This window comes from Lysobacter zhanggongensis (assembly GCF_046638635.1).
Lineage (GTDB): Bacteria > Pseudomonadota > Gammaproteobacteria > Xanthomonadales > Xanthomonadaceae > Novilysobacter > Novilysobacter luteus.
Genome location: NZ_JBJXHK010000066.1, coordinates 1 through 11,604 on the forward strand (window position 1 = coordinate 1; position 11,604 = coordinate 11,604).

The 11,604-nt window shown below is 69.9% G+C and carries 14 protein-coding genes; 5 read left to right on the top strand and 9 right to left on the bottom strand.

Annotated features, from left to right (window positions below):
• The 3 genes from flgM to ACKVMH_RS10575 form a co-directional block, all read left to right on the top strand.
• Window positions 1–240, top strand: a 240-nt coding sequence (gene flgM / locus ACKVMH_RS10565; protein ID WP_412700250.1) for a flagellar biosynthesis anti-sigma factor FlgM, incomplete at its 5' end; no start/stop codon positions are given.
• A gap of 20 nt (window positions 241–260) precedes the next feature.
• A complete protein-coding gene (locus ACKVMH_RS10570) occupies window positions 261–602 on the top strand; it encodes a flagellar protein FlgN (protein ID WP_215220267.1) in 342 nt (113 codons plus the stop codon).
• Between the two features lie 387 nt (window positions 603–989).
• Window positions 990–1,985 (top strand): ATP-binding protein, encoded by a 996-nt coding sequence (locus ACKVMH_RS10575; protein WP_412700251.1) that lies wholly within the window; start codon window positions 990–992, stop codon window positions 1,983–1,985.
• On the opposite strand, the gene ACKVMH_RS10580 is transcribed toward ACKVMH_RS10575, so the two are convergent.
• The 5 genes from ACKVMH_RS10580 to ACKVMH_RS10600 all read right to left on the bottom strand — a co-directional run bounded on the left by ACKVMH_RS10580 (window position 1,982) and on the right by ACKVMH_RS10600 (window position 6,805).
• Entirely contained in the window at window positions 1,982–3,715 is a 1,734-nt protein-coding gene (locus ACKVMH_RS10580) for an EAL domain-containing protein (RefSeq protein ID WP_412700252.1), read from the bottom strand. The genes ACKVMH_RS10575 and ACKVMH_RS10580 overlap by 4 nt on opposite strands.
• A 9-nt stretch (window positions 3,716–3,724) precedes the next feature.
• Window positions 3,725–5,167, bottom strand: coding sequence for a M28 family peptidase (locus tag ACKVMH_RS10585; protein WP_412700253.1), 1,443 nt, complete (start codon window positions 5,165–5,167; stop codon window positions 3,725–3,727).
• A 117-nt stretch (window positions 5,168–5,284) separates the two neighbouring features.
• On the bottom strand, window positions 5,285–5,704 hold the full coding sequence (gene mscL, locus ACKVMH_RS10590) for a large conductance mechanosensitive channel protein MscL (protein ID WP_412700254.1): 420 nt from the start codon (window positions 5,702–5,704) through the stop codon (window positions 5,285–5,287).
• A 29-nt stretch (window positions 5,705–5,733) separates the two neighbouring features.
• Window positions 5,734–6,459, bottom strand: coding sequence for a fumarylacetoacetate hydrolase family protein (locus ACKVMH_RS10595; protein ID WP_215220268.1), 726 nt, complete (start codon window positions 6,457–6,459; stop codon window positions 5,734–5,736).
• 52 nt (window positions 6,460–6,511) lie between these two features.
• Complete coding sequence (locus ACKVMH_RS10600) at window positions 6,512–6,805, bottom strand: hypothetical protein (RefSeq protein ID WP_412700255.1); 294 nt, start codon at window positions 6,803–6,805, stop codon at window positions 6,512–6,514.
• A gap of 134 nt (window positions 6,806–6,939) precedes the next feature.
• Between ACKVMH_RS10600 and ACKVMH_RS10605 the strand changes: the two genes are divergently transcribed.
• Window positions 6,940–7,272, top strand: coding sequence for a Rieske (2Fe-2S) protein (locus ACKVMH_RS10605; RefSeq protein WP_412700256.1), 333 nt, complete (start codon window positions 6,940–6,942; stop codon window positions 7,270–7,272).
• Between the two features lie 3 nt (window positions 7,273–7,275).
• On the opposite strand, the gene ACKVMH_RS10610 is transcribed toward ACKVMH_RS10605, so the two are convergent.
• From ACKVMH_RS10610 to thiS, 4 genes are read right to left on the bottom strand one after another with little or no spacing between them, the layout of a single operon-like run.
• On the bottom strand, window positions 7,276–9,114 hold the full coding sequence (locus ACKVMH_RS10610) for an SLC13 family permease (protein ID WP_215219675.1): 1,839 nt from the start codon (window positions 9,112–9,114) through the stop codon (window positions 7,276–7,278).
• Between the two features lie 12 nt (window positions 9,115–9,126).
• Window positions 9,127–9,900, bottom strand: coding sequence for a tRNA (guanosine(46)-N7)-methyltransferase TrmB (gene trmB, locus ACKVMH_RS10615; protein WP_412700257.1), 774 nt, complete (start codon window positions 9,898–9,900; stop codon window positions 9,127–9,129).
• Complete coding sequence (locus ACKVMH_RS10620; RefSeq protein WP_215219677.1) at window positions 9,900–10,691, bottom strand: thiazole synthase; 792 nt, start codon at window positions 10,689–10,691, stop codon at window positions 9,900–9,902. Before ACKVMH_RS10620 ends, trmB begins: the two co-directional genes overlap by 1 nt.
• A gap of 22 nt (window positions 10,692–10,713) precedes the next feature.
• On the bottom strand, window positions 10,714–10,914 hold the full coding sequence (gene thiS, locus ACKVMH_RS10625) for a sulfur carrier protein ThiS (RefSeq protein WP_215219678.1): 201 nt from the start codon (window positions 10,912–10,914) through the stop codon (window positions 10,714–10,716).
• Between the two features lie 183 nt (window positions 10,915–11,097).
• Here thiS and ACKVMH_RS10630 point away from each other — a divergent pair.
• Window positions 11,098–11,604, top strand: a 507-nt coding sequence (locus ACKVMH_RS10630) for an SGNH/GDSL hydrolase family protein (protein ID WP_412700258.1), incomplete at its 3' end; no start/stop codon positions are given.

The following is an 11,604-nucleotide window of genomic DNA, read 5'->3' on the forward strand; positions in this document are numbered from 1 at the left end:
GCCGTGCGTGCGGGCGAGGAGCGTTCCGCCCCGGTGGCCGCGCGGCCGCCGGCCGACAGCGTCCGCCTGACCGGCGAGGCCGAGGGTCTGCAGGCCATGCAGCGTGAACTCGGCGCGCCCGGCATCGACCTGGCCCGCGTCAACGAGGTCCGTGCCGCCTTGGCCGATGGCAGCTACCGGATCGACCCGCAGCAGATCGCCACCCGCATGCTGGCGCTCGAGAGCGAGCTGGGCCAGTGAACCCCTCGGTCGCACAGCCGGTGACGGCCCCGGCGGCCGACCCGCTCGACACGCTCGAGCAGGCCCTGCAGGCCGAACGCCAGGCGCTGCTCTCGCACGACGTCGATGCGCTGCTGGATTCCACCCAGGCCAAGCTGCGCGCGCTGCGGCTGGTCGAATCGCAGCCGTTGCGCGGCAACGACCCGGCCCGGGTCAGCGCGCTGAGCGAGCTCAACCGTGCCAATTCGATCCTGCTGGCCCGCCGCCGCCGTGAGGTGAACTGGGCTCTCCGCCACCTGGGCCGCGTCGAATCGACGGGCGTGTACGATGCCGGTGGGCAATCGGGCGCACGTCCGCAGGTGCGCTGCCTCGGAGTGGGATGAGCGAACAACCCGGAACAACCGCGCCTGACGGCGACTGGATGATCGACCTGCCCTGGGCGCTGGCCGCCCTCGACACCGCGGTGGCGCTGGTCGACGGCGACGGCCGCGTGATCCACGCCAACGACGCCGCACGCGCGCTCGCCTTGCGGCTGGACCCGTCCGCCACCCCCGAACGCCTGCTGGCGCTGACCACCACCGACGCCGCCTGGCAGGCCGCGCGGCGCGACGGCCAGTGGACCGGCGAGGTCGCGATCGACGACCCGCCGATGGTGCTCGAGGTCAAGCTCTACAGCGGCCCGGAAGGCCGGGCCGACCGCCGCTTCGCGACCTTCAGCGANGCGGCGCGACGGCCAGTGGACCGGCGAGGTCGCGATCGACGACCCGCCGATGGTGCTCGAGGTCAAGCTCTACAGCGGCCCGGAAGGCCGGGCCGACCGCCGCTTCGCGACCTTCAGCGACGTCTCCGCACGTTCGGTGCGCGAGGGCGAGCTGCAGCAGCGCCACGACGAGTTGCAACGCACCTACCGGCGCCTTGCCGGCGCGCAGGAGCAGTTGCTGCAGTCCGAGAAGATGGCCTCGATCGGCCAGCTCGCCGCCGGCGTCGCCCACGAGATCAACAACCCCATCGGCTACGTCCACTCCAACCTCGGCACGCTGCAGGAGTACACCGGCGCGCTGATGGCATTGATCGAGGGCTACGCCAATGCGCTGGCCGCCGACGACCCCGCATCCGCCCGCGAGACGATCCGCGGCATGCGCGAGCGGCTCGATTTCGATTTCATCTCCGGCGACCTGCCACAACTGCTGGCGGAGTCGCGCGAGGGCATCGAGCGGGTCACCAAGATCGTGCAGGACCTGAAGGACTTCTCACGGGTCGGGCGCGACGAGCCGATGCGGCCGTCCGACCTGGAGCGCGGGCTGGAGTCGACCCTCAACATCGTCTGGAACGACCTCAAGTACAAGGTCCGGATCGAGAAGCACTACGGCACGCTGCCGCTGGTCGAATGCCACGCCTCTGAGATCAACCAGGTGCTGATGAACCTGCTGATCAACGCCGGCCAGGCCATCGGCGAGCGCGGCACGATCAGCCTGGCGACCGGCAGCGAGGACGACGAAGCCTGGATCACGATCTCCGACAGCGGCTGCGGCATCCCGGAGGAGGCGCTGCAGAAGATCTTCGATCCGTTCTTCACCACCAAGCCGATCGGCCGTGGCACCGGCCTGGGGCTGGCGATCTGCTACAGCATCGTGGCCAAGCACCATGGCCGCATCGAGGTGTCCAGCCGGGTGGGCGCAGGCACCACGTTCCGGGTGGTGCTGCCGGTGCGCCAGCCGGCGTCCGTCGGCGTATCCGACGCGCCGGCCGCAACGCCCGAAGGCTAGTACGCCGGCTCGCCGGCCGCGCGCCGCTCGTAGGCGCGGAACGCGGCGTGGATGTGCTCGCGCAGTTCCTCGTCGTTCCACGGCTTGGTCAGGAACCGGTAGATAGCACCTCGGTTGATTGCCTCGGTGATGGTGGTCACGTCGGTATAGCCGGAGAGCACCATGCGGATGGTGTCCGGGTGCAGGTCGCGCACGCGGCCGAGGAACTCGGTGCCGCTCATGTCCGGCATGCGCTGGTCGGAGACGATGACCTGCACCGTGTTGCTGGCCAGCAGGTCGAACGCCTGGCGCACGCTGTTGGCGGTCAGGATGGTGTAGCCGTCGCGGCGGAACAGGCGGACCAGCGAGCGCAGCACGTTCTCCTCGTCGTCGAGCAGCAGCAGGGTGCGCTCCGGGCGGGTCGCGGCGAACGCGCTGGGCAGCAGGAACCGCTTGCGCACCAGTTCGTCGAGCTGGTCGGCCGGCAAGGGCTCGCTGAAAATGTAGCCCTGGAAGAAGTCGCAGTGGTTGCGGCGCAGGAACCCGAGCTCGCCCTCGTTCTCGACGCCCTTGGCGGTGACCTTCATGCCCAGCCGGTGGCCCATCGCGATGATGCCGCGCACGATGGCGGCGCTGCGCGTATCGCTGGCGACGTTGCGGATGAAGCTGCGGTCGATCTTCAGCCGGTCCAGCGGGTACTGCGCCAATGCGGCGAAGCTCAGCCCGCCGAGGCCGAAATCCTGCACGGTCAGGGTCGCGCCCAGGGCCTGCAGGCCCTTGAGCGTGTCGAACACCTGGCGCGCGTCGAGTGCCAGCACGTTCTCCGAGATCTCGAACTCCATCGCGCTGCCCGGTACGCCGTGGCGGTGCAACAGCTCGCCGATCCGGTCGGTGCAGTCGCCCTGGGCCAGCATCGAGCCGGCCAGGTGGACCGACATGCCGAGGTAGTCGAGACCCTGCGCGCGCCAGTCGGCCAGTTGCCGGACCGCGGTTTCGGTGACCCACTCGCCCAGCCGCGCCGACAGGCCGACGCGCTCGACGATGTCCATGAAGCGGTTCGGCCGCAGCAGTCCGGTGTCGGTCTGCCAGCGCAGCAGTGCGCCGAAGCCGGTCAGGCCGCCATCGCTGGCGCTGACCAGCGGCTGGTAAACGAGCCGGAACTCGTCCTTGTCCAGCGCCTCCACCAGCCGTCCGGCAAAGCCGTCGCCGGTGGGCGGGCGGGCAGGGCGGCTGGAGTAGTGGCCGACTGCGTCGAGGCCTTCCTCCTTGACCCGACGCAGCGCCTGCTCGGCCTTGGCCAGCAGGCTGGCGGCGTCGTGCGCGTGGTCGGGGTAGACCGCGATGCCGATCGAGATCGTCATCGGCAGGGTGTAGGGCGGGATCGACAACGGGATCTCGAGCGCGTCGCGCAGGCGCTCGGCCAGGCCGGCGCCGTCGAGCTCGTTGTCTCGGTAGCCCAGCCCGGCGATGAACTCGTCGCTGTTGAGCCGCCACAGCCACGCATCCGACGGGATCGCCTTGCGCAAACGCTGGGCGACCGCCGCCAGGGCCTGGTCACCGATGTCCTCGCCCATGTTCGCGTTGACCGAACGGAACATGTCGATGTCGATGTGCAGCAGCGCCACCCGCCGCTTGGTGGCACCGGCCGCGGCCAGCGCCGTGGCCAGGTTGGGCCCGTTGGCGCCCAGCCGGTAGACCCCGGTCACGGGGTCGGTGGCGATGCTCCCGAAATCGTCATAACGCTGCGACATGCCCACAGCTTACTTGCCGTCGGTCGCTCCGTCGGCCTGCACGCCGCTGCCGAAGTCGCCTTCCGCTGAAGCGGCCAGGTAGGCGAACACCGCATAGGCGGCGACGTTCTGCGCCAGCGCTGCCGGGTCGATCTTGTCGAAGGTGTCGTCCGGGGTGTGGTGCAGGTCGAAGTAGTCGCTGCCGTCCTGCGCCAGTCGGGCCCAGGCCAGGCCCTGCGCGGCGAACGGGCTGATGTCCGGTCCCGGGCCGCCCGCGTCGCCGGCGTACTCGATGCCCAGCGGTGCTAGCACCTCGGCGATCTGCTTCACGGCGTTCTGGGCGTACTCCGGTGCGCCGGTGCTGATGGCGTAGATGCGGCCGGCGCCGAAGTCGCTCTCGGCGGCGATCTGGTGCCGGCGAACCTCTTCGGCGTACTTCTCCGCGTACGCCTTGCCGCCCCACAGGCCCTGTTCTTCATTGGCGAAGGCGACCACGCGGATCGTGCGTGCGGGCGCGGTCGGCAGATCGCCGATCAGCTTGCCCGCGGCCATGGTCAGGCCGACGCCGGCACCATCGTCCACGGCGCCGGTGCCCAGGTCCCACGAGTCCAGGTGGCCGCCGATCAGCACGACCTCCTGGGGCCTGCTGCTGCCGGTGATCTCGCCGATGACGTTGTGGCTGGTCGCCTCGCCATCCCAGCCGCAGTCCAGCGCCATGCGCACCGTCACCGGCTTGCCGAGCGCCAGCAGGCGGGTGAGCTGGTCGGCGTCGGGGACGGACAGCGCGGCCGCCGGAATCGGCTCCAGGCCGTCGTCGAAGCGGGTGATGCCGGTGTGCGGATTGCGGTGCGAATCGGTGCCTGCCGAACGCATCAGGTAGCCGGCGGCGCCCGCCCGGATTGCCGCCGACGGGCCGCCACTGCGTACGCGCGAGCCCGGGCCATAGCCACTGCCGTCGCGGGCGCGCTCCATCCGGTAATCGATGAAGGCGATCTTGCCCGCAAGCGACCCTGCGGGTGCAGCCTGCAACGCGGCCAGGTCGGCGAAGCGTACGACCTCTGCCTCGACGGTGCCCCCGGGGCTGCCGCCCAGCGCGGTCAGGGTCAGCGGCTGGGCATGGCGCCCGACCACCTGGCCACTCTCGCTGCGGCGCACCCACTTGGGGAAGGTGACCGGTTCCAGCCACACCTTGTCGTAGCCCAGCGCCTCGAACTTCGCCTTGGCCCATTCGACCGCGCGCGCGTCGGCCTCGTTGCCGGCCAGTCGTGGGCCGACCTCGGTCGTCAGTGATTCGGTGATGCGGTAGCCCAGGTCGCTGGCCAGGGCGGTCGCGCGCAGTTGCGTCGCGGTGTCGACGGCCTGCTCCGGGATCCGGGTCTGCGCGCCGGCCGGCGCTGACAGGGCCAGCAGCAGGGAGGCGGCCAGGCCGGTTCCCAGTACCTTGGTTCCAAGCACGGTCGATATCGCGCGCATCAGGTCTCCTGCAGGGCCCAGGCCCAAAAAGAACGAAGCCACGAGCGTAACAACTCGCGGCTTCGGCTTGGGGTGCCTCAAGTCACGCGGCGTTTGCCGCGCTTGGCAGTTCGGCGGTCAGAGCCCGGGACGCTTGAGCGAATCGCGGATCTCGCGCAGCAGCAGGACTTCCTCGGCGGGGGCGGCCGGCGCGGCTTCGGCCGGCGGGTTCATCCGGTTGTAGGCCTTGATGACCATGAAGATCACGAAGGCGATCAACAGGAAGTCGATGATCGTCTGGATGAAGGCGCCATAGGTGATCACCGGGGCAGCGGCTTCCTGCGCGGCGGCCAGGGTGGCGTAATCATTCCCGTCCAGCGCGACGAACAGCTGGGAGAAATCCACCCCGCCCATCGCCATGCCGACGACCGGCATGATGATGCCGTCGACCAGTGCGGTGACGATCTTGCCGAACGCGCCGCCGATGACCACCGCGACCGCCAGGTCGAGGACGTTGCCACGGTTGATGAACGCTTTGAACTCGCTGACCAGGCTCATGCCGATCCCCTCGATGGATAACGGCGCGACTATAACCCGCTGTCGGCCGCCGCCACCCGCCCGTGCAGTTCCACCACGCCGTCCAGGCTGGCGACGTAGGCGTCGCCGGGCTGCAGCGGCCCAACCCCGGCTGGGGTGCCCATGAACACCAGGTCGCCCGCCTTCAGGGCGAACAGGCGCGAGAGCTCGTGGAGGATGTCCGGGACATCCCAGATCAGGTCGGACAGCGCGCCGTGCTGGCGCACCTCGTCGTTGACCCGCAGGGTCAGCGTGCGGCTGGAGAGGTCACCGACCTCGGCGACGGGAACCAGCTCGCTGACCGGCGCGGAATGGTCGAACGCCTTGCCGATATCCCAGGGCAGGCCCTTGGCCTTGGCGGCCGACTGCAGGTCGCGCCGGGTGAGGTCGAGCCCGATCGCGTAGCCGTGCACCATCGCACCGGCCGCGTCGCGGTCGACCAGGCCTGCCGGCGCATCGGCGCCCAGGGCAACCACCAGTTCCACCTCGTGGTGCAGCTCCCCGGTGCCGCGCGGGTAGGGCACCACGCCGTCTAGCACGACCGCGTCCGCCGGCTTGCAGAAGAACACCGGGTGGCCGCGCTCCGCCCTGGAGGCAGGCGCCGCGGCACCCATCTCACGGGCGTGGTCGGCGAAGTTGCGGCCGACGCAGTAGATGCGCCGGACCGGGAAGGTGTCGCCCGCTGCGGAACGGATCCGCAGGCGCGTCGGCGGCGTCGCCGCGATCACGTCGGTCATGGGTTTCACGTCGGTTGATTGGCCGCCACGCGGGGCCACGTAGGACAGTGCCTCAGCGCGTCAGGACCGGCTTGCCGACGATGCGGTACTCGGCATCCACCACCCGTCGACCGTCCGGCCGCTTGTCCAGCTTGCCGCGACCGCGCCAGGCCTTGAACAGCAGCCCCCCGACCAGCATCGCCGCACCCAGCGCCACCGAGAACATCACCAGCAGGGCCAGCAGGCCCAGGCCGATCATCCCCAGCACGAAACGCAGGGCGCGATGGCGCGGTTTGCGCGGCTCGAACGCCGAGCGCATGCGGGACTGGAACTGGTGGCTGTCGAAACGGAAGCTGGAACTGATCATCGATACGGTCGTGACACAATGCGGCGCAACGCCGGACGGCCCAGTATCGGCGGTGGCAGGGCGGGGATTGTGAGAACTTCGTTAAAAACCCAGCACGGGAACTGTGACAGAGTCGTGAAGACAGGCATCCCGTCGTGAGTGGCGGCCCGCTGGTCACGCTCGACCAACTGGCCGATGGCGGCTTCGGCGAGACCGAGGCCACGGTCGATGGCGACACCGAATCGGTCGTGATCTATCGCGACGGCGACCGCGTGCGCGCCTGGATGAACGTGTGCCCGCATGCGGGCCGACGGCTCGACTGGTCGCCGGGGCAGTTCCTCAAGAGTCGCGAGGGGCTGCTGGTGTGCGCGGCCCACGGCGCCAGTTTCGAACTGCAGGGCGGCGAATGCGTCGGCGGTCCGTGCCGCGGCGAGTCGCTGCGGCCGGTGGCGGTGGAAATCCGCGACGGTGCGGTCTGGCTGGCCTGAGCCTCAGAACAACAGGTTCACCATCAGCACCGCGATCAGCGCGTAGGCCAGCGACAGCGGCGCGCCCACCTTCCACAGCTCCTTGCCGGTGTAGCCCGCCGGTCCGGTGATCATCGAGATGACCGGGTTGGACGCGGTCATGAAGTTGTTGGACGCCGACAGCGCGACCACCAATGCGAAGGCGGTCGGGTTGCCGCCGGCGGCGAGGGCGATGTTGATCGCCAGCGGCACCATGACGATCGCCGCGCCGACATGGCTGATCACCAGCGAAAACGCGGTGGTCAGCAAACCTAGTGCGAGTTGCAGCAGCCACCGCGGGGTGGCACCCGGCATCTGCTCGATCGTGTGGCCGGCCACCCAGGCCGCCGCGCCGCTGGAGTCCATCGCCCAGCCCAGCGGGATCAGGCAGGCCATCAGGAACACGGTCTTCCAGTTGATCGCCGAGTACGCCTCGTCGATGTGGATGACGCCGGCGATCAGCATGCCGGCAACGCCGGTCATCAGCGCGATCGACACCGGCAGCCGCGACGACAGCGCAAGCAGCATCGCCACGCCGAAGATGCCCAGCGCCAGCTTGAGCTTGTGCGGGCGCTGCTCGCCCTTGGGGTAGTCGGTGACCACCACCAGGTCCTTGCCCTTGGCCGCGTCGGCCAGGTCGGTCCAGATGCTGTGCAGTACCAGCATGTCGCCGGCGCGCAGGGGCACGTCGCGCACGTTCTCGCGCATGACCGTCTTGTCGCGGTTGACCGCCAGCAGGCTCAACCCGAGTTGCTTGCGCAACTGGAGGTCGCGCCCGGTCTTGCCGATGAACTTCGAGGTGGCCGGGATCACAGCCTCGGAGATGCCGGCGCGGCTCGGGTTGAACAGGTCGCCGAAGTTCCGCAGCCGCGTGCTCAGGCGGAGCATCTGGTTCTGCGCGAAATCGCCGACCTGGCGGCGCGAGCCCATGGCGCCGATCACGCTGCCGACCCAGATCCGGGCGTCCGCCGGTGGCGACAGCCTCGCCTCCTCCTTGGTCTTGAGCGCGAGGATCAGCGGCGCGTTGTGCAATGCCTCGGCCTCACCCAACGACATCCCCACCAGCGGGCTGTCCGCGGTCACGGTCAGCTCGTAGACGTCGCCGTCGATGCCGTAGGCGTTGGCGAAGTAGCTCTGGGTTCGCGCCGGGGTGACACCCTTGCCTTCCTCCTCGTGCAGCCGGCGGTTGCCGAAGAAACGGAAGTACAGCAGCGAGGTCGCCAGCAGCGCGGCGCCGATCGGCAGCGGCGCGAACATCTTGAGCGGCTCGATGGTGGCCGCGCCCGAGGGCAGGTTGCTGTTGGCCTGCAGCAACAGGTCGTTGAGCATGATCAGCGGCGAGTTGCCGACCATGGTCAGCGAACTGCCCATCACGATCGCGGTGGCCAGCGGCAGCAGCAGCCGCGGCAGGGTGAGCCCCGTGCGCGAGGACAACCGCGAGGCCACCGGCAGGTACAGCGCCATCACCGACGGGTTCTGCATCACCGACGAGTTGATGCCCGCGATCGCGCCGGTCAGCAGCAGCAATCGCTGCTCGACCCCGTGGGCACGCCGCAGCAGCCAGCCGGCCAGGCGGTTGAGCGCGCCGGTGCGGTCCAGCCCGGCGCCCAGGATCATCGTGGCGATGATGCTCATGACCGCGTTTGAGGAGAAGCCGTTGAAGATCTCCTCCGGTGCGACCAGCCCCGAGAGGCCCAACAGCACCAGCACGACCAGCGCGACCACGTCGGCGCGGATGCGCTCGAACAGGAACATCACCATCGTGAAGCCCACCAGCCCGAGGACGAGCTTCATGTCGGTGGTGAGCGTCAGCGCGGTTTCCATGCCCGGGGTCGGCTACTCGTCTTGGGTCGGCGACTCCTGGGGAGCGGTCGCGGACGGCTTGTCGTACAGCAGGTCCCAGACACCGTGGCCCAGCTTCTGGCCGCGCGTCTCGAAATGCGTCTGCGGGCGCCATTCCGGCCGCGGTACCGAACCGCGCGGACCGGCGCGGTTTGCGATGCCTGCGGTTGCGTCGAGCACATCCCACATCTGCTCGGCATAGTCCTGCCAATCGGTGGCGAGGTGCAAGCGCCCGCCGGGTGCGAGCTTGCGCACCAGCAGCGCGGCGAACGCGGGCTGGACCAGCCGGCGCTTGTTGTGCCGCTTCTTGTGCCATGGATCCGGGAAGTAGATGCGGACCTCGTCGAGGCTGGCGTCGGCGACCTCGTTGTCGAGCACCTCGACCGCGTCGTGGTGGTAGACCCGCACGTTGGCGGCGTCGTCGGCGGCCAGTGCGTTGAGCAGGCGGCCGACGCCGGGGGCGTGCACCTCGATACCGATCAGGTCGCGCGCCTTGTCGTGCTGCGCGGCGAAGCGCAGCGCCTCGCCGTTGCCGAACCCGATCTCCAGCACGCGCGGCGCACTGCGGCCGAAGATCGCGTCGTAATCGCGCGGCTGGCCCTCGTAGTCGATGCCGTAGCGCGCCCATTGCTGGTCGAACGCGCGCTGCTGCGCCGGGGTGAACCGGCCCTGGCGCAGCACGAAGCTGCGCACCTGGCGGTGGCCCTGGGTGACGGTGAACGGCTTGGGCGGAGCGGTCCTGCCGGACGGGTGTTCGCTGTCGCCCATCAGCCGATCAGGCCGTCCACCGGGCTGGACGCGCTGGCGAAGCGCTTGCGCGGGATGCGGCCTGCACGGAAGGCGGCGCGGCCGGCCTCGACCGCCAGCTTCATCGCGTGCGCCATCAGGACCGGGTCCTTCGCGCCGGCGATCGCGGTGTTCATCAGCACCCCGTCGCAGCCCAGCTCCATCGCGATGGCCGCGTCGGAGGCGGTGCCGACGCCGGCGTCGACGATGATCGGCACCTTGGCGTTCTCGACGATCTCGATCAGGTTCCACTTGTTCTGGATGCCGAGCCCGGAGCCGATCGGCGCGGCCAGCGGCATCACCGCGACGCAGCCGATCTCCTCCAGCCGCCTGGCCAGCAGCGGGTCGTCGGAGGTGTAGACCATCACGTCGAAGCCGTCGGCCACCAGGGTCTCGGCGGCGGCCAGGGTCTGCACCACGTCGGGGTACAGCGTGCGCTGGTCGCCGAGTACCTCGAGCTTGACCAGGTTGTGGCCGTCCAGCAGTTCGCGCGCGAGCCGGCACGTGCGCACGGCGTCGTCGGCGGTGTAGCAGCCGGCGGTGTTGGGCAGGATGGTGAACCGGTCCGGCGGCAGCACGTCGAGCAGGTTCGGCTCGCCGGGGTTCTGGCCGATGTTGCTGCGGCGGATCGCGACGGTGACGATCTCCGCGCCGGCGGCCTCGGTGGCGCGGCGGGTTTCGTCCAGGTCCCTGAACTTGCCGGTGCCGGTGAGCAGGCGCGAGGCGTAGGTCTTGCCCGCGATGACGAGGGAATCGTTGGGAGCGTTGGTCATCCGGGGATTATCGCACCGCGGCTCAGCCACCGCCGAGCGCGTGCACGATCTCGACCCGGTCGCCATCGGCCAGCGCGTGCTCCCCGTGGCGGCTGCGGGGGACGATCGCGCCATTGACCTCCACCGCGACCCGGCGCTCGGCCAGGTGCTCGGCCACGAGCAGGGCGGTGACGGTCAGCGGGGTCGGGAAGGTGCGGGGTTCGCCATTGAGGGTGATGTCCATCCGCGCATTGTCCCGCGACCGGTCCGCGCGGGCCAGCGGGGTGGTGGTCCAGCCTGCGCCGCGCGGGATAGGTCACGCCCGACAGGACCGACGGCGCTTGTCGGGCGCCCGGGGCCGTGATTGGATGCAGGCCATTCGCCGGCGCATGTCGCGCCGACTTGCCGCCACCGCAGGAGCACCCCGATGAAACCAGCCCGCACCCTACTCGCCGTCGCCCTTGCACTGGCGGCCGCACCGGCCTTCGCCCAGGTCAGCCCGGCGGCCAATGATTCGCCGTATTCGCAGACGGTGTTCTTCGGCGACAGCCTGACCGATTCGGGGCACTTCCGGCCGGCGCTGGTGCAGGTCGCCGGCCCGCAGGCGGCGATCCTGGGTCGGTTCACCACCAACCCGTGGCTGGTCTGGTCTGAATACCTGGCCGACTTCTACGGCACCGGCGCCGCCTCCGACAACCAGGGCGGTAGCAATTACGCGGTCGGTGGCGCGCGCGCCGGCGAGGACAGCTCGGCGACGCTGGCGCCCGGCTTCACGCTGCCGGTGCCGTCCATGACGACCCAGGTGGCCAACTACCTGGCCGCGACCGGCGGTGTCGCCGACCCGAACGCGCTTTACACGGTCTGGGGCGGCAACAACGATGTGTTCGCGGCGGTCGCGACGGCCGCGGCCGGTGGCAACCCGGCGCCGGTGATC